At 64.7% G+C, this 16,846-nt stretch carries 15 protein-coding genes and 1 riboswitch; of the genes, 6 read left to right on the top strand and 9 right to left on the bottom strand.

What is annotated here, in order from left to right:
- Positions 1-1,725, top strand: coding sequence for an aldehyde ferredoxin oxidoreductase family protein (locus GGQ74_RS08980; protein WP_167941231.1), 1,725 nt, complete (start codon positions 1-3; stop codon positions 1,723-1,725).
- Positions 1,726-2,098: 373 nt separating this feature from the next.
- Here GGQ74_RS08980 and GGQ74_RS08985 read toward each other — a convergent pair whose 3' ends face one another.
- The 5 genes from GGQ74_RS08985 to GGQ74_RS09005 all read right to left on the bottom strand — a co-directional run bounded on the left by GGQ74_RS08985 (position 2,099) and on the right by GGQ74_RS09005 (position 7,161).
- Positions 2,099-2,863, bottom strand: coding sequence for an adenosylcobinamide-GDP ribazoletransferase (locus tag GGQ74_RS08985; protein WP_167941232.1), 765 nt, complete (start codon positions 2,861-2,863; stop codon positions 2,099-2,101).
- Positions 2,860-3,678 (bottom strand): SAM-dependent chlorinase/fluorinase, encoded by an 819-nt coding sequence (locus GGQ74_RS08990; RefSeq protein WP_167941233.1) that lies wholly within the window; start codon positions 3,676-3,678, stop codon positions 2,860-2,862. Before GGQ74_RS08990 ends, GGQ74_RS08985 begins: the two co-directional genes overlap by 4 nt.
- A gap of 1 nt (position 3,679) precedes the next feature.
- On the bottom strand, positions 3,680-4,534 hold the full coding sequence (locus GGQ74_RS08995) for a YitT family protein (RefSeq protein ID WP_167941234.1): 855 nt from the start codon (positions 4,532-4,534) through the stop codon (positions 3,680-3,682).
- A gap of 258 nt (positions 4,535-4,792) precedes the next feature.
- Entirely contained in the window at positions 4,793-6,220 is a 1,428-nt protein-coding gene (ahcY, locus tag GGQ74_RS09000) for an adenosylhomocysteinase (RefSeq protein ID WP_167941235.1), read from the bottom strand.
- 17 nt (positions 6,221-6,237) lie between these two features.
- Positions 6,238-7,161: an ArsR/SmtB family transcription factor gene (locus GGQ74_RS09005; protein ID WP_167941236.1), complete on the bottom strand. Its 924-nt coding sequence runs from the start codon at positions 7,159-7,161 to the stop codon at positions 6,238-6,240.
- A 150-nt stretch (positions 7,162-7,311) separates the two neighbouring features.
- Here GGQ74_RS09005 and GGQ74_RS09010 point away from each other — a divergent pair, with 150 nt between their 5' ends.
- From GGQ74_RS09010 to GGQ74_RS09030, 5 genes are all read left to right on the top strand, one after another.
- On the top strand, positions 7,312-8,046 hold the full coding sequence (locus tag GGQ74_RS09010; RefSeq protein ID WP_167941237.1) for a FadR/GntR family transcriptional regulator: 735 nt from the start codon (positions 7,312-7,314) through the stop codon (positions 8,044-8,046).
- A 62-nt stretch (positions 8,047-8,108) separates the two neighbouring features.
- On the top strand, positions 8,109-9,137 hold the full coding sequence (locus GGQ74_RS09015; RefSeq protein ID WP_167941952.1) for an alpha-hydroxy-acid oxidizing protein: 1,029 nt from the start codon (positions 8,109-8,111) through the stop codon (positions 9,135-9,137).
- Positions 9,138-9,196: 59 nt separating this feature from the next.
- Positions 9,197-9,994, top strand: a complete 798-nt coding sequence (locus GGQ74_RS09020) for a sulfite exporter TauE/SafE family protein (protein ID WP_167941238.1) — start codon at positions 9,197-9,199, stop codon at positions 9,992-9,994.
- 183 nt (positions 9,995-10,177) lie between these two features.
- Positions 10,178-10,639, top strand: a complete 462-nt coding sequence (locus GGQ74_RS09025; protein WP_167941239.1) for a MarR family winged helix-turn-helix transcriptional regulator — start codon at positions 10,178-10,180, stop codon at positions 10,637-10,639.
- Positions 10,636-12,021, top strand: a complete 1,386-nt coding sequence (locus tag GGQ74_RS09030; protein ID WP_167941240.1) for an MFS transporter — start codon at positions 10,636-10,638, stop codon at positions 12,019-12,021. The genes GGQ74_RS09025 and GGQ74_RS09030 overlap by 4 nt, the downstream gene beginning before the upstream one ends.
- Before the next feature lie 77 nt (positions 12,022-12,098).
- Here the strand turns inward: GGQ74_RS09030 and metK are convergent, their stop codons facing one another.
- The 4 genes from metK to GGQ74_RS09050 form a co-directional block, all read right to left on the bottom strand.
- On the bottom strand, positions 12,099-13,271 hold the full coding sequence (metK, locus tag GGQ74_RS09035) for a methionine adenosyltransferase (protein ID WP_167941241.1): 1,173 nt from the start codon (positions 13,269-13,271) through the stop codon (positions 12,099-12,101).
- Between the two features lie 17 nt (positions 13,272-13,288).
- A complete protein-coding gene (locus GGQ74_RS09040) occupies positions 13,289-13,924 on the bottom strand; it encodes a DUF502 domain-containing protein (RefSeq protein ID WP_209280141.1) in 636 nt (211 codons plus the stop codon).
- 21 nt (positions 13,925-13,945) lie between these two features.
- Positions 13,946-14,800 (bottom strand): pantoate--beta-alanine ligase, encoded by an 855-nt coding sequence (gene panC, locus GGQ74_RS09045; protein ID WP_167941242.1) that lies wholly within the window; start codon positions 14,798-14,800, stop codon positions 13,946-13,948.
- Positions 14,801-15,106: 306 nt separating this feature from the next.
- Positions 15,107-15,207: riboswitch (SAM riboswitch) on the bottom strand.
- 906 nt (positions 15,208-16,113) lie between these two features.
- A complete protein-coding gene (locus GGQ74_RS09050) occupies positions 16,114-16,749 on the bottom strand; it encodes a redox-sensing transcriptional repressor Rex (RefSeq protein WP_425338089.1) in 636 nt (211 codons plus the stop codon).
- Positions 16,750-16,846 lie beyond the last annotated feature (97 nt).

Genomic DNA, 16,846 nt, shown 5'->3' on the forward strand with positions numbered 1-16,846 from the left:
ATGAAGATTCTGCGCATCAACACCCGTGAGCGTACCTGCGCCATTGAGGAGATGGGCGAGTATTCCGGCCTCGGCGGCCGCGCGCTCACCTCTCGCATCATCCGTCGCGAAGTTCCCGCGAACGCGCATCCCCTGTCCAAGGAGAACAAGCTCGTCTTCGCGCCCGGTCTGCTCTCCGGCACCATGGCCGCCAACTCCGGCCGCATCTCCGTGGGCGCGAAGTCTCCGCTCACCGGCACCATCAAGGAATCCAACTCCGGCGGCATCGTTTCTCAAAAGCTCGCCAAGCTCGGCATCGGGGCCGTTATCCTCGAAGACAAGCCCGAGCGCGACGCGCCCTTCACCGCCATTCGTATCCACAAGGACGGCGTTGAGTTCTTCGACGCGCCCGAGCGTGGCGGTCGGGACAACTACGCCTATCAGGACGTCCTGAACGACTTCTTCGGCGGCAAGGCCGCCGTGGCGCTTATCGGCACCGCTGGCGAGCAGTGCATGCAGGCCGCCACCATCCAGTTCTCCGACCCCTACGGCAATCCCGCCCGCTCCGCCGGGCGCGGCGGCATGGGCGCGGTAATGGGTTCCAAGCGCGTGCGTTGCATCGCCGTGGATGACGCCGACGCCTCCGGCATCGAGTACGCCGACAAGGAGGCCTTCAAGGCCGCCAACCGGCGCTGGACCGAAATCCTCAAGAACCACCCCGTCACTGGGCAGGGACTGGCCGGATTCGGCACCGCCATCCTCGTCAACATCATCAACGAGGCCGGAGCGCTGCCCACCAAGAACTTCCGCACCGGCCGCTTTGATCACGCCGCCGACGTCTCGGGCGAGAAGCTCAGCGAGACCATCGAGAAGCGCGGCGGCAAGGTTCACGAGGGCTGCCACCCCGGCTGCGTCATGCAGTGCTCGCAGCGCTACGTGGACGAGAAGGGCGAATACGTCACCTCCGGCTTCGAGTACGAAACCCTCTGGGCCTTCGGGCCGAATTCCCTCATTCACGATCTCGACCTCATCGCCGCGATGGACCGCCTGTGCGACGAGAAGGGCATCGACACCATCGAGATGGGCAACACCGTGGCCATCGCCATGGAGGGCGGACTCATCCCGTGGGGCGACGGACCCGCCGCCTACGAACTGCTCAAGAAGATCGGCACCGCCGACCCCATGGGCCGCATCATCGGCAATGGCACCGGCTACACCGCCGCCGCCCTCGGCGTGGACCGTGTGCCCGTGGTTAAGAATCAGGCCCTGCCCGCCTATGACCCCCGCGCCGTCAAGGGCGTGGGCGTGACCTACGCCACCAACCCCATGGGCGGCGACCACACCGCGGGCTACGCCGTGTGCCAGAACGTCCTCAAGGTCGGTGGCGACGTCGACGGGCACAAGGACGAAGGCAACATCGAGCTCTCGAAGAACCTCCAGATCGCCACTGCCGCCATCGACTCCTCGGGCATGTGCCTGTTCGTGGCCTTCGCCGTCCTTGATACGCCGGACGCCATGCAGGTCATGTGCGATCTGCTCAATGCGCGCTACGGCGGCTCCATCACCCCGGACGACGTGTTGGCCCTCGGCGTGCAGGTGCTCAAGGACGAACATTCCTTCAACGCCGACGCAGGCTTCACCAAGCACGACGATCAGCTCCCCCGCTGGTTCCGTGAAGCACTGCCGCCCCACAACGTCACGTGGGACTACACCGACGACGAGCTGCAGGCCGCCAAGACCTTCTAGCCCGTCGTATCAATCTGATCTCCATCCCGCCCCGGTCAGGCTTCGGTCTGGCTGGGGCCTTTTCGTGCCTGCGGTAGACGGTACGACCGTCGCGTCGCGAAGGGGGGAAATGGGCCTGCGGCGGCCGGGCAGGGGGGAAAATCGCCTCCGGCGGCCGGGGCGCTGCCCCGGACCCCGCTCAAGGGAATAATTCCCTTGAGAATCCTTATATATTGAAATTATTGGATAAAAGCCGGTTGGTCTGCCAAGGGGAGACGGCCTATCGCATATCGGGGGTCCAGGGGGCCAGCGGCCCCTTGGCCGGCGGAGCCTGCGTCTTGCATGTGGCCGCGAACGATACGCCCCGGCCACAGCGACGAGCGATGCGCCTGGCCTATGGCAGTAGTGGCAGATTCATGTTGGCGGCGATGCACCAGCCGAGGAGGGCGGAGATTTCGCCCCAGATGACGGCTGCGCCGAGGAAGTCGCCGTTCATGCCCTCGTTTCTGCGGGCGAGGGTGACGAGTTCGACGAGGCCGAGCAGGCACAGGCACAGGGTCGGGATGATGGTGATGGGGGGGATGACGAAGAGCGCGGCGAAGAGGGTCTGCGCGATGACGAGGAGGATGACGGGGACGGTTGCCCCGGCGAGGAACAGCTTTCCGTTGCCTGCGCGGACGAGGGAGCGCCCGCAGAAGGCAGTGCATGCGGCGAGGCTGCGGCCGAGGATGAAGGCGAAGGCGACGGCGGTGTAGGCTTCGGCGGCAAGGGCCTGATGCAGGAGGAGGAGCTGTCCGGACAGGCCCATGACGAGGGCGATGACGCCGAAGGCTCCGGTGCGGCTGTCCTTGACGATGTCCCAGAAGCGCTGGCCTTGCGCGTTGCTTCCCCAGCCGTCGAAGAGGTCGGCCCAGCCGTCCCAGTGCAGGCCACGGGTGAGGGCGAGGGAGCCGCCGAGGAGCAGCCACGCCTGAATCCATGGCTGCCCGCGCAGCACGCCGAGGGCGAAGGGCGCGGTGAGGAGCGTGCCGAGGACGAAGCCGACGAGGGGGAACCAGCCGATGGTGGCGGCGAAGACCTTGTCGTCGTAGATGCGGGGCGGCGCGAGGCGCGTGAGGAATCCGAAGGCTGCGGTGAAGGAGAGAACAAAGGTTTTCATGATGCGTCGTCGGTGGCGGAGAGGGTGATGCGGGTGCCGCAGGTTGCAGAGAGGAGTCGGGCGGCGGAGGCTTGATTCATGGACAGTTCGAGATAGCCCTGACTGCCGCGCATGAGGCCGAGGGCGCCGAGGGGAATGTTCGAGTAGATCTGCGCGCAGACCACGGAGGCGCTGTGTCGGCGTGAGGAGAGCGCGAGGCCGGACCATGCGCAGAAGGTGTCGAACCACGGGGCGTCTGGGATGTTGAGGATACAGTTGCCGAAGCGGTCCACGTGCAGGACCACGGCGGAGACGGCGCGTCGGTCTGCGGCGGGCTGTGGTGCGGCCCAGTCCAGCCGTTGGAGGGCGTCCACGGGGATTTGTGGCCCGAGGCTTTCGGGGGCTTCGCCGAGGGCGAGGCGCGCGGCCAGCGGTGCGAAGACGTCGCGCCCGTGGAAGGTGTGGCTAATGTCGGCGCGGGCGCGGATGTGGGCGCTCATGTCGAAGGCGCGGGCCTCGCCGGGGGCGGCCAGCACGAGGCCGAGCAGGCCGTTGTCCGGGGCGAGGATGCGCTGGCCGTCCTTTTCGAGGAGGACGATGCGCCGGGTGCCGCCCACGCCGGGATCGACGACGGCGACGAAGATGGTTCCCTGCGGGAAGTGGGGGCGGGTCGCATTGAGATGAAACCCGCCCTGCGCGAGATTGAACGGTTCGATGCCGTGGGTCACGTCCACGATGAGCGCGTCGGGGTTGATGCGCAGGATCGCTCCCTTCATTTGGGCGACGTAGGGGTCGCCGGTTCCGAAGTCGGACAGCAGAGCCACGGGTGTCTTCACGTCAATAGACCTTCCTGCGGGAGAAGTTGTGCCCGAGGACGTTCAGCGGACTTTCGACGATGGTGAACGCCTGCGGGTCGATGGTGTAGACCGCCTCTTCGAGCCGTTTGACCTGGATGTTGTTGACCACGGTCAGCAGGATGCGCTTGCGCCGTCCGGAATAGGCCCCCCTTCCGTAGAGGTAGGTCGCGCCACGGTGCAGGTCCTTGAGCACAGTCTTGGCGATCTCCTCGGTCTTGTCCGAGATGATGAGCGCCATCTTGCGCTGGTTGAACATGCCGAGGAAGTATTCCATGACCTGCGCGCCGATGAACACGGTGGCCAGCGAGTACAGCACGCGGTCAACGTCGAGATAGTACATGCTGCATGCGAAAAGCGCCAGATTGAAGCTGAAGTTCACCGTTCCGATGCGCAGGTTGTAGCGCTGGTTGAGGGCCACGGCCACGATGTCCGTGCCGCCGCAGGAACCGAGCGAACGGAAGGCGATGCCAAGCCCGGCGCCGAAGATGGTGCCCGCCGCCATGGCCGCGAGCCATGGGTCCTGCACGGGGAATTTCCAGTCGATGAGGTCCACGAAGAACACCATGGCGACCGTGCCGTAGAGGCTATAGAAGAAGAATCGGCGGCTCACGGCGAACCAGCCGATGAGAAAGACCGGGATGTTGAGCACGCACAGCCAGATGCCGGGCGTGAGTGCGTCCGTGAGGTAGTAGAGCAGGATGCCCAGACCGGCGATGCCGCCCGAGATGAAGCCGTGGGGCACGGCGATGCTCTTGACGGCCAGCGCGAAGAGCGCGGTGCCGATGGTGATCAGGCCAAGGTTCCAGGGAACGGAATAGGTGATGTCTCGTCGCATGTCGCCCCCTCCAGAGGGCATGTGGCCGCCGCACCGTGCGGCAGCCGTTCACGGCACATGTGCCAGTCTTCGGCGCAAAAGGAAACCCCGTTGTGACGGGAACGATTGTCGCAACGATAACAGGAAGATGCGCCCTTTGCCAGACCTTGGCGGTATGGCGCGTTTTCTTCGTTTCGCGGGGTGTGTTTGCGGCCACGAAAAAACCGCCCCGCTCTGACGAGCGGGGCGGCGTGCGAGGCGAAGTCGGAACCGTGTGGACTAGTAGCGGTAGTGGCTGGCCTTGTAGGGGCCTTCCACGGGTACGCCGATGTAGTCGGCCTGTTCCTTGGAGAGAGTGTCGAGCTTCACGCCGAGGCGGGCGAGGTGCAGGCGCGCCACTTCCTCGTCCAGCGTCTTGGGCAGGATCATGACGCAGGGCTCGTAGTCGTTCTTGGCGAGGTCGATCTGTGCCAGCGCCTGATTGGTGAAGCTGTTGGACATCACGAAGGACGGATGGCCGGTGGCGCAGCCGAGGTTCACCAGACGGCCTTCGGCGAGCATGATGATGCTGCGGCCGGAGGTCAGGGTCCACTTGTCCACCTGCGGCTTGATGTTGACCTGGGTGCAGCCGGGGGTGTTCTCGAGGTAGACCATGTCGATTTCGTTGTCGAAATGGCCGATGTTGCAGACGATGGCCTCGTCCTTCATGCGCTCCATGTGCTCGCCGCGGATGACGTGGTAGTTGCCCGTGGCGGTGACGAAGATGTCACCCATGGTGCAGGCCTCGTCCATGGTGGTCACTTCGAAGCCTTCCATGGCGGCCTGAAGCGCGCAGATGGGGTCGATTTCGGTGACGATGACGCGCGCGCCGAAGCCGCGCATGGACTGGGCGCAGCCCTTGCCCACGTCGCCGTAACCAACGACGACCACGACCTTGCCGGCGATCATGATGTCCGTGGCGCGCTTGATGCCATCGGCGAGGGACTCGCGGCAGCCGTAGAGGTTGTCGAACTTGGACTTGGTGACCGAGTCGTTGACGTTGAAGGCCGGGAAGAGCAGCTCGCCCTTCTCCTGCATCTGGTACAGGCGGTGGACGCCGGTGGTGGTCTCCTCGGACACGCCGCGCACCTTGGCGGCGATGCGGGTCCACTTGCCTGCGTCAGCCTTCACGCTGGCGGCGAGGCGGTCCATGATGATGCGGAATTCTTTGTTGTCGGTGTGCTCGTCGAGCAGCGCGGGGTTCTTCTCGACCTTCACGCCCTGATGGATGAGCAGGGTGGCGTCGCCGCCGTCATCGACAATGAGGTCCGGGCCGGAGCCGTCGGGCCAGGTGAGGGCCATCTCGGTGCACCACCAGTACTCTTCGAGGTTCTCGCCCTTCCAGGCGAAGACCTTGGCCATGCCGGACTCGGCGATGGCGGCCGCGGCGTGGTCCTGCGTGGAGAAGATGTTGCAGGACGCCCAGCGCAGATCCGCGCCAAGCTCGTAGAGGCACTTGATGAGCATGGCGGTCTGGATGGTCATGTGCAGGGAGCCGGTGACCTTGAGGCCCTTCAGGGGCTTCTGGGGGCCGTACTTCTCGATGATGGCCATGAGGCCGGGCATTTCGCGCTCGGAGAGCTGCATTTCCTTTTTGCCGAAATCGGCCTGGCTGATGTCCCTGACGAGATAGGGAAGGCTCAGGTCCAAAGGCTTGACGTTTGCCATGATGTTTCCTCCGGAAATTACTGTTTCACCGCCTCGAAGAGCCGCAGGCCAAGGCCCGACGGCAGGTCGAAGCGATCCTCGTTGGCGATGGTGAATCCCGTATCGGTGAGCCACGCGCGGACCGTGTCCGGGTCGAAGCCGAGCCAGCGGTCGCCGGATTCGGTGCGCATGGATTCCAGTTCGTGTCTTTCGAAATCGGCCAGAATGAAGCGGCTGCCCGGCGCGAGCGCGCGGTGCGCCTCCCGTACGCCTTCTACGGGCGAGGCGAGATGGTGCAGTGCCAGACACATTACCGCGAAATCGGCCTCGCCGTCAGCAAGCGGAAGATGTTCGAGGTCGCCGATGCGCAGGCTCACGCTGCCGCTGGCCCCGGCGCGTTCGCCGAAGGATTCGCGGGCGCGTTCGAGCATCTCCGTCGAGTTGTCCACGCCGATGACGCGCTGCGCATGCGTGGCCAGCGCATTCAGCAGGCCGCCCGTGCCGCATCCGAGGTCTGCTGCCGTGGTGGCACCGTGCATCCGCTTCGCCACGATACCCGCGATGTCCAGCCCGCCGAGTGTTTCGTGGCGGATGCGGTCCCAGTCCCCGGCGATGGAGCCGAAGAAGCGGGCCGTCTCCTTGCGGCGTGCGGCAACGACCCGTGTGGCGCGTGTCGCGTCTTCCGCAAGCTCCTCCTCGTTGCGCACGAAGGAATCGATGGCATCGAGGAAGCGCCGGGCTTCGCCGCGCGGCGTCCCTGTGTAGAAGACCCACTGCCCGTCGCGGCGCGATTGCACGAGACCTGCGTCGGACAGAATCTTCAGGTGTCGCGAGATGCGCGACTGCTTGAGGGAGAGGACTTCGACGATCTCGCCCACGGCCAGTTCGTGCTCATGCAGGATGCTCATGAGGCGCAGGCGGGTGGGATCGGCGATGGCCTTGGCAAAGTTGAGTATTTGCATATTGAGATATCATCATATGCTGAATTGCCACGTGCGTCAAGGCCCGCAAAGGGGTGCGGCGTGCTGTGGCTGGGCGGGGCGAGCAAGAATGGTGATTGACAGAATTGGTCTGTTTGGTATTTTGGTCAGACCAATTTGGAGGTCTGAACCATGGGCGTGAAGACACTGCCTTCGGAGGTGTTTCGGACGGTCGAGGCCGTGAGCCGGGCATCCGTGTACGAGGCAATCGTGGAACGCATAAGCGGGCTTCTCGCTTCCGGCGAGCTTGCACCGGGCGACAGGCTGCCGCCGGAGCGGCGGCTGGCCGAGGTTTTTGGGGTGTCGCGCAGTTCCGTGCGCGAGGCCATTCGCGTGCTCTCGGAGCAGGGCGTGCTGGAGAGCCGCCCCGGCAGCGGCACCTATGTGGCGCACAACCGCCGGGGCGAGTTCATCGCCGGGCTGGCGGATTCCATCGCCGCCGGGCGACGCAGACTGCGCGAGATGCTCGAAGTGCGGCTTCTGCTGGAGCCGCACATGGCGGGCATGGCCGCGCGCAACGCCACCGGGGACGACGTGGCGGCGCTGCGGGATATCCTCGACGCGCAGCGGGCCGAAGTGGCCACCGGCGGCACGGGTGGGAGTTCGGACGCGCTCTTTCACGAGCGGCTTTCGCGCATGTGCGGCAACGCCCTGCTGGCGGAGCTGACCGATCGTATGCGCGATGTGCTGGACGAGGTGCGTGACGATGGCTTGGTGACGGCCGAGCGTAGCGAGGCGTCCCTCGCCGCGCATGGGCGGATTCTCGATGCGGTGGAGTCCGGGGACGTGCAGGGTGCGCAGAGCGCCATGCGTGGACACCTGGAGCGCGTGTGCGCCATGCTCTTTCCGGACGGGGATTTCGCGTAGGGTGACGCGGCGGGCTGGCCTGCCGCATGGCAACGAATCAAACAGGAGTTTCGAGCATGGAGATGAAGGACGTTCGGGCGCGCGCCCGCGAGGCGATGAAGGGATACTGCCGGGTGTGCCCCGTGTGCGACGGTCGCGCCTGCTCCGGCGAGGTGCCGGGCATGGGCGGTCTGGGAACCGGTTCCGCGTTTCGGGCCAACGTGACCGCGCTGGCCGGGGTGAAGCTGAACATGCGCCTGATGCACGGTGCGGCCCAGCCCGACACCGCAACCAGCGCCCTTGGCCTCGATTTCGACATTCCGGTGCTGGCCGCGCCCATCGGCGGCGTGTCGTTCAACATGGGTGGCGCGTTGAGCGAGGACGCCTACGTGGACGCCATCCTCGGTGGCTGCCGGGCCTCGGGCATCGTGGGCTGCACGGGAGACGGCGTGCCGCCGTTCATCATCGACGCGGCCCTTGGCGGCATCCGCAAGGTGGACGGCCACGGCATTGTGTTCATCAAGCCGTGGGACGGCGAGGAACTGGAGCAGAAGCTTGAGGCCGCCTTTGATACCGGCGCGCGCGTGTTCGGCATGGACGTGGACGCGGCGGGCCTCATCACCCTGCGCAAGATGGGTCGCCCCGTGTCGCCCAAGACGCCGGAGCAGCTTCGCGAGATCATCGCCATGGTCCACGCTGCGGGCGGAAAGTTTATCCTCAAGGGCGTCATGACCGTGGACGAGGCCGAACTGGCCATCACGGTCGGCGCGGACGCCATCGTGGTCTCCAACCACGGTGGACGCGTGCTCGACCACACGCCGGGCACGGCCGAGGTGCTGCCCGACATCGCCGAGGCGGTGCACGGACGCATCTGCATCATTGTGGACGGCGGCGTGCGCGACGGCGTGGACGTGCTGAAGATGCTGGCCCTTGGCGCGGATCTGGTCATGATCGGCCGTCCGTTTGCCGTGGCCGCCATCGGCGGCGGGCAGGAGGGCGTGGCGGCGTACGTCGCCGCGCTCAAGGCCCAGCTGACGCAGGCCATGGTCCTTACCGGCTGCGCGAACGTGGCCGAGGCGGACCGGCGTATCCTTTACGGTTTCAAACGGTAGCGGGCGTAGGGCGGTCGGCGCGTCCGTCCGCCCGCGCGAAAGGGAATGCGGTAACGATCATGCTGTCCTCACTTCTGCTGTACATGGTCCTCGGCGCGTTTGCCGGGGTTCTGGCCGGGCTACTCGGCATCGGCGGCGGGCTGGTCATCGTGCCCATGCTCACCTTCTCCTTCGGCTGGCAGGGCGTCGCGCACGAGCACATCCTGCACATGGCGCTCGGCACGTCGCTGGCCACCATCATCTTCACCTCGCTGTCGAGCATGCGCGCCCACCACGGGCGCGGTGCCGTTGACTGGCGCGTGTTCTGGCGCATCACCCCCGGCATTCTCACCGGCACCTTCCTCGGCGCGTGGGTGGCGGCGCAACTGCCCACCAACGTGCTTAAGGCCTTCTTCGGCGTGTTTCTGTACTACGTGTCCTACCAGATGCTCATGGGCAAGAAGCCTAGCGCCTCGCGGGAGCTTCCGGGCAGCGCGGGCATCTTCGGCGTGGGCAACGTCATCGGCATGGTGTCGAGCCTTGTGGGCATTGGCGGCGGCACGCTGTCCGTGCCCTTCCTGACGTGGTGCAACATGGCCATCCATCGCGCCATCGGCACGGCGGCGGCCATCGGCCTGCCCATTGCGTTGGCTGGCAGCCTCGGCTTTCTGATCAATGGTCTCGGCGTGTCGGGGCGGCCCGAGTGGACCGTGGGCTACATCTATCTGCCTGCCATGGTGGGCATCCTGTCCATGAGCGTGCTCACCGCCCCCTTCGGCGCGAAGCTCGCACATTCGCTTCCCGTGTCCACCCTCAAGAAGGTGTTCGCCGTGCTGCTCTTCGTGGTCGGCACGCGGATGCTGTGGAGCCTGTTCTAGGCAGTCTCGTTCCTCCTCTCGCGCTGGCGGGGCCGGAGCCGGTCCGGTCCCGCCGGTCATGCGGGTGGGCGCGCAATGTTGCGGCGGCGGTTCGGTTGATCCGGACCTGCCGCCGTTGACTTTCGTGGGAGAAGCAGGCACTGTTCGCTTGTGAACAGTTTACTATGCAACAAAGGAAGAGACATGGAACATCCTCTTGTCGCGCGCCGCAGGACATCACCGGGGTACCGGGTCACGCGGTTGGCGCGGCTCAATTCCGCCTTTCTCGATCGACTGGTGGAGTCGATGGATATCGGGCACGGGCAGATTCCCTATCTGTGCGCACTGCTGGCCTGCGAGGGCCTGACGCAGGACGAGCTGGCGGCGGGGGTGGGCGTGAACCGTTCCGCCACGGCGCGGGCGCTGGCGCTTTTGGAGTCCAAGGGCCTTGTCTCGCGTCGGGAGAATTCGGAGAACAGGCGGCAGAAGCTGGTTTTCCCCTCGGAGCGGGCGAGGCGGATGGCGGATGATTTCTACGCGGTGCTCGATAGGGAGAACGAGGTGCTCTTCGAGGGCCTTTCCGAGGACGAGCGCCGCGTGGCACTGGACATTATGGACCGGATGATGGCCAACGTGCAGCGCGCGCTGGACGAGGAGGAATCATGAGCGGGAACGAGGCGTCGCGTCGGCGCGGCGTGCTTTTCGCGGTGACGGCCACCCAGTTCGCCGTGCCGTTCATGCTGTCGGCCATTGCTGTGGCGCTGCCGGTCATCGGGCATGATTTCGGGGCGCGGGCCGTGGAGCTGGGGCTGGTGGAATCGGCGTACATCGCCACGGCGTCCATGTTGCTTCTGCCTTTCGCGCGGGCATCGGACATGTTCGGGCGTGGTTTCGTGTTCGTCTGCGGCGTGACCACGTTCACCGTGGCGTCGTTGCTTCTGGCACTCGCGCAGTCCATAGAGTTGTTCATCGGCCTGCGGGTGTTGCAGGGGGTTGGCAGCTCTGCCCAGATCGCCACGGGTCTCGCCATTATTTCGGAGGTCTTTCCGCGTGAGGAGCGCGGCCGCGCCATCGGCTTGAGTGTCGCGGGCGTGTATGTGGGGCTTTCGGCCGGTCCATATCTGGGCGGGCTGGTGACCACACACCTCGGCTGGCGCTGGGTGTTTTTGCTGGGCATGGCGGCGTGCCTCGTTGCGCTGATCATGGCCGTGCGCGGGCTTGATGTGCATCCGCGCAAGGGAGATGGCACACGCTTCGACTGGGGCGGGCTGGTGACCAGCGCAGCGGGTTTCGGGCTTGTGGTCTTCGGCAGTGCGGAGTGGGGCGGCGTGCCCGGCAAGGTCATGGTCCTGTGCGGGCTCGCGCTGCTGGGCGTTTTCGCATGGTGGGAGCGCAGAGCCGAAGCGCCGCTTCTGGACATGGGACTTCTGGCGACCAATCGGTCCTTCGCCTATGCGAGCGCCGTGCAGTTCATCAACTACGCCGCGACGTTCGGCGTGACGTTTCTGACCAGTCTGTACCTCCAGACGGTGCTGGGGATGACGCCGGGGCAGGCTGGAGCGCTGCTGATTGTGCAGCCGCTGGTGATGGCCTCTCTCGCTCCGGTGAGCGGGCGCATGGCCGACAGGTTGCCGCCGCACCGCGTGGCCACGGTGGGCATGGCGCTTGGTACGCTGGGACTGCTGCTGGCCCTGCGCTTTGGACCGTCCACGGAACCATGGTGGGTGATGCTGGTGTTGGCGTTTTTCGGCATGGGCACGGCCCTGTTCGCCACGCCGAACATGAGCGTGATCATGGGCAGTGTGACCCCGCGCCACTACGCCATGGCTTCGGCCATGACCGGTGGCATGCGCACGGCGGGCATGACCGCGAGCATCGTGTGCATCGGCTTCGTCCTGTCGAGCGTGATGGGCGACGCCGCGGTGAGCGCCGCGACCAGCGGAGCGTATCTGCGGGCCATGCACGTGGCGCTTTCCGGATTTGTGATGCTGAGCGCGGTGGGTGTGCTTCTGTCTCTGCGCGCGCCTATGCCGGAACGCGCGGAGTAGATCGGATTTCATGAGATGAAAAAAGGGGCGCAAGCCATATGGCTTGCGCCCCTTTCGCGTGTGCGATTGGCGTCGAACTAGAGCTTGCAGGCCGTGCGCAGGTCGTTGACCGCGTCGGTGTGCTCCCAGGTGAATTCCGGACGCTCGCGGCCGAAGTGACCGTAGCAGGAGGACTGGGAGTAGATGGGGCGCTTGAGGTCGAGGCGCTTGAGAATGTGGTAGGGGCGCAGGTCAAAGACCTCGTTGACGGCCTTGGTCAGGATGTCGTCGGGCACGATGCCTGTGCCCTGCGTGGTGACCAGCGTGCTGACCGGCTCGGCCACGCCGATGACGTAGGCGACCTGGACTTCGCATTTGGGAGCCAGGCCGGCGGCCACGATGTTCTTGGCGATGTAGCGGGCCATGTACGCGCCGGAGCGGTCCACCTTGGACGGGTCCTTGCCGGAGAACGCGCCGCCGCCGTGAGCGCCCATGCCGCCGTAGGTGTCCTGAATGATCTTGCGGCCGGTGAGGCCAGCGTCACCCATGGGGCCGCCGATGACGAAGCGGCCGGTGGTGTTGATGAAGATGCGGGTCTTCTGGGGGTCGATGTATTCCTTGGGCAGCGTTTCGAAGATCACTTTCTCGCGGATGGCGTCGCACAGGTCCTGATAGGCGATGTTCTCGTCGTGCTGGGCGGCGACGACGACGGTGTCGATGAACTTGGGCTTGCCGTCCTCGTAGACGAAGCTGACTTCGGTCTTGCCGTCAGGACGCAGGAAATCGAGGATGCCTTCCTTGCGGACGTAGGTCAGGCGGCGGGACAGCTTGTGCGCCCAGTAGATGGGGGCGGGCATAAGGGTATCGGTCTCGTTGCAGGCGAAGCCGAACATCATGCCCTGATCGCCTGCACCCTGATTCTCGGGATGCTCGCGGTCCACGCCCTGTGCGATGTCCGGGGACTGCTTGTCGATGGAGGAGATGACGGCGCAGGTCTCGGCGTCGAAGCCCATGTCGGAGCTGGTGTAGCCGATCTCGCGGATGGTATCGCGCACGATGCGGGGCAGGTCGGCATAGCCCTTGGTGGTGATTTCACCGGCGATGAAGGCGAGGCCGGTGGTCACGAGGGTTTCGCATGCCACGCGGGAGTCGGGGTCCTGAGCGAGCAGCGCGTCGAGGACGGCGTCGGAAATGCGGTCGGCGACCTTGTCGGGATGGCCTTCGGTCACGGATTCCGAGGTGAAGTGGTAGCGTCCGGTGCTGTGTACCATGGTCTTTCCTCCGAAAGTTAAACCTGTTTCGATTCAGGGTTGATGATTCCGCCGGATATCAGGACCTTGAACGAGTCCTCCACGCTCATGTCGAGGGGGATGAGTTCCTCCTCGGGCACCATGAGGTAGAAGCCCGATGTCGGGTTGGGGGTGGTGGGCACGAACACGTTGACGACCTTCTTCTCAGTCCGGCGCTGAATCTCGCCCACGGCGGTACCCGTGACGTAGGCCAGTGCCCATATGCCCTTGCGCGGGAACTCGATGAGTACCACGCGCTTGAAGTCCTTGTTTCCACCGTTGAGGATGGTGTTCACCAGCTGCTTCACCGCGTTGTAGAACTTGTTCACCAACGGGATGTTGTTGAGGAGGGCCTCGCCGATGCGCACCACAAACCGCCCGAGGATGTTCCGGCCGAGAACGCCAGCCAGAAACAGGAACATGAACAGGATGATGATTCCCAGTCCGGGAACCTTGAACGGCAGGTACTGCTCCGGGCGGTATGGCTCGGGTATGAGCAGCAGCACCTTGTCCCCCCACTTGAAGAGCAGGCTGAGGAAGAAGCCCGTGGCCGCCAGCGGCGTGACCACGAGTATTCCGGCCAGAAGGTTTGCCTTCAGCGCGTCCTTGATATGGCGCAGCAGGGTCCTGAACATGGAAGTCTCCTCCGCTTTGGCCTAGGCCAGCGCGGGAATGAGCATGTTGTCGAGAAGTCGGGACTTGCCGATGCTCACGGCGATGGCCACCAGCGTCGGCTCGTCGAGCCGCGTGACCGGCACGATGTTCTCGGGATGGACGAATTCGATGTAGTCGATGACGCCCATGGGAATGTGTTTGGCGTAGTAGGCCGTGAGGGCCTCGCGCAGCGCGGCGGCGTTCCGCTCGCCCTTGGCCGCAAGGTCCGCGATGTGCAGGATGCCCTTGCGCAGATGCGGGGCGCAGGCGCGCTGTTCGGGCGTCATGTAGACGTTGCGGGAGCTGAGGGCCAGCCCGTCGGCCTCGCGCACGATGGGGCAGCCCACGATCTCCGTGGGCATGTGCATGTCGCGCGCCATGCGGCGCAGCAGGGCCAACTGCTGCCAGTCCTTCTGGCCGAACACCGCGAAGGTGGGCAGCGCCAGATGCAGCAGGATGGAAACCACTGTCGCCACGCCCCGGAAGTGGATGGGGCGGCTCTTGGCGCACAGGTGCTTGGCAAGGCTCGGCACCTCGACCCACGTGGCGTGGTCCTCGGGGTAGATGTCCTCGGGCTTGGGCGCGAAGAGGATGTCCGCTCCGGCTGCCTCGGCGAGCTTGGCGTCGTGGTCGAGGTCGCGGGGGTAGGCCGCGAGGTCCTCGTTGGGTCCGAACTGGGTGGGATTCACGAAGACGCTGACGTAGACCCGGTCCGCGTTGGCGCGCGCGTGGGTGATGAGGCTTTTGTGGCCATCGTGCAGGTAGCCCATGGTCGGAACGAGCGCGGTGGTGCGTCCTGCCGCGCGCTCAGCCATGGCGATGTTCTGAAATTCGCGCGGATCGGTGATGATCTGCATTCGTCGATGCTCCTAGGCCAGAAGAATCTCTGGACAATACGGGAAGTTATTACATGCAGCGAGTCGTGTCCACAAGCTTTGCGCAGAGTGCTTGCTGGCATGTGTCGCGACGCGCATGTCGTCGTGCAGGCTCCGCTTCTGGCTCTTCATGCATGCATCATGCTTGAGCGCCTACTATCGAGACGGCGATGTGCAATGGCTGGGGTGGGCTATGCCGTTTTGTCCCTTCGCCTTCCCGTCGTCCCGCGTGATGAGCCAAAAAAAAGACCCTCCGCCGTGGAGGGTCTCATTGTCCGTGAAGCTGAGTCTCCATGGGTCCCTTACGGGTCTGGCATTAGCACCTTGCCTTTGTGGCAGGTTGCCGGGCGGTCATGGGGCCAGGTCCCTCGCGCCTCTCTGCATGATCATATGTCAATGCGCCTCTATATGAGGCAAACTCAATATATGCATCACCAGCCGGGATGACAAGCGTTTTTTTGCGCATGGCTGGGAAGTCGCGAAATTCCTGCCGCACGGGGGTGGTTTTGCGCCGGACAGGAGGGCGGATGTCGGTGTGGGAGGGGAGTCAAGGAGAGCGACGGGACGATGGGTGCGCGTTGACGAAGACACGTCTGACGGGCAGCGGGGCGAGCTGCGATGTGGGGGAGGTTGGCGGAGGAGAGCGACGGGAAAGCGGCGCGGTGTTGGGGAGGGCAGCCGGTTTGCGGTGCGTGCGTTTGCGATGGGCGGACGGACTGGAGAGGTGGGAGGCTGAACGGCGGTCGCATGGTTGGGGCCGCCGGGTAACGCGCGAGACTGGGAAGAACCGGCTTGGGCTGATGTTTATGGACGAGCCAAAGACGCGACGATGTTTGGCTGTTTGTTGGCGCGTGAACTTTTGCGGTTCTTTGTTCGACGGGCGTGACGTGGACGGCTGGTGACGTGCGGAGATGTCGGGGGGAGTGACCGTCGCTCGCACATATTTGGCGCGTATGCGTCACTGCGTGGAGTGACTGTTGTTTGCGCGGTGGAGAATGCAGCACGGCACATGTCCGATGCCGGACGCTTTCCTGTGCGAAGATGAAAACGGCGTGCGCAACCCTGACGCGGCGTAAAGACACGTCAGGGTTGCGCGAAAATGCTGTGGTCGAAGACGTGGGCGATGTGGAGCCGAAGGGTGGTGCTGGATCGAGGCCCGGAGCGGAACGTGTGAATTGCGGCCGAAAAAAGTTTGCAAAAGTCCGGGAAAGAGGCCTGCGTGCCGTTTGGCACCCTTCGCCCCTCTCCTCAATTGGACAGATGGACGTGCCGCGCCGGGCGCGACGGATGTGAAGCTAGTCCTGCAACGCCAGCGTGACGTTGAAGGCGACGGCGTAGAAGTGGTGGAAGAAGTCCACGTACTCCACATTCACGTCGTCCGGCACCTCGATGCGTGCGGGGGCAAAGTTCAGGATGCCCTTGATGCCCGCGTCCACGAGATAGTTGCATGCACGCTGGGCGCGCTCGGGCGGCGTGGTGATGATGCCGACCTCAATGCCCAGTTCGTCGACCTTTTCCTTCAGCCGTCTGGAGCACACCACTTCCAGCCCGGACACGATTTCGCCGATCTTGAAGGGATCGCAGTCGAACGCGCCGACGATATGGAAGCCGCGCAGGCGGAATTCGCGGTGGTTGAGCAGGGCGCGACCGAGGTTGCCCACGCCGACCAGCGCGCATTTCCAGACCCGGTCAACGCCGAGGGCCTGCTTGATGCTCGTGATGAGATCCTGCACGTAGTACCCGACGCCGCGGACGCCGAATTCGCCGAAGTAGGCGAGGTCCTTGCGGATCTGGGAGGGGTTGACGTCGCAGGTCCGGGCCAGGAGTTCCGAGGAGATGACGTTCTTGCCATCTCGCTGGAGGTTCTCCAGAACCTGAATGTAGACGGCCATCCTCTGAATAGTGGCTCTTGGAATGTGTTGACTTTTCACTTTTGTAATTTATCCGAAAGTCATGTGAAATTTTTAACAAAAAAGTTGAAAAAGAAGGCCGCGCCGTGGCGCGGCCCCCACTCTAGCAAAACTTCGT

This window comes from Desulfobaculum xiamenense, assembly GCF_011927665.1.
Taxonomy (GTDB): Bacteria; Desulfobacterota; Desulfovibrionia; order Desulfovibrionales; family Desulfovibrionaceae; genus Desulfobaculum; species Desulfobaculum xiamenense.

Bases quoted from the DNA above. Each gene is read 5' to 3' on its own strand.
- GGQ74_RS08980 (WP_167941231.1), top strand. From the start codon at position 1: ATGAAGATTCTGCGCATCAACACCCGTGAGCGTACCTGCGCCATTGAG.
- GGQ74_RS08985 (WP_167941232.1), bottom strand. From the start codon at position 2,863: ATGAAAACCTTTGTTCTCTCCTTCACCGCAGCCTTCGGATTCCTCACG.
- GGQ74_RS08995 (WP_167941234.1), bottom strand. From the start codon at position 4,534: ATGCGACGAGACATCACCTATTCCGTTCCCTGGAACCTTGGCCTGATC.
- ahcY (WP_167941235.1), bottom strand. From the start codon at position 6,220: ATGGCAAACGTCAAGCCTTTGGACCTGAGCCTTCCCTATCTCGTCAGG.
- GGQ74_RS09005 (WP_167941236.1), bottom strand. From the start codon at position 7,161: ATGCAAATACTCAACTTTGCCAAGGCCATCGCCGATCCCACCCGCCTG.
- GGQ74_RS09010 (WP_167941237.1), top strand. From the start codon at position 7,312: ATGGGCGTGAAGACACTGCCTTCGGAGGTGTTTCGGACGGTCGAGGCC.
- GGQ74_RS09015 (WP_167941952.1), top strand. From the start codon at position 8,109: ATGAAGGACGTTCGGGCGCGCGCCCGCGAGGCGATGAAGGGATACTGC.
- GGQ74_RS09020 (WP_167941238.1), top strand. From the start codon at position 9,197: ATGCTGTCCTCACTTCTGCTGTACATGGTCCTCGGCGCGTTTGCCGGG.
- GGQ74_RS09025 (WP_167941239.1), top strand. From the start codon at position 10,178: ATGGAACATCCTCTTGTCGCGCGCCGCAGGACATCACCGGGGTACCGG.
- GGQ74_RS09030 (WP_167941240.1), top strand. From the start codon at position 10,636: ATGAGCGGGAACGAGGCGTCGCGTCGGCGCGGCGTGCTTTTCGCGGTG.
- metK (WP_167941241.1), bottom strand. From the start codon at position 13,271: ATGGTACACAGCACCGGACGCTACCACTTCACCTCGGAATCCGTGACC.
- GGQ74_RS09040 (WP_209280141.1), bottom strand. From the start codon at position 13,924: ATGTTCAGGACCCTGCTGCGCCATATCAAGGACGCGCTGAAGGCAAAC.
- panC (WP_167941242.1), bottom strand. From the start codon at position 14,800: ATGCAGATCATCACCGATCCGCGCGAATTTCAGAACATCGCCATGGCT.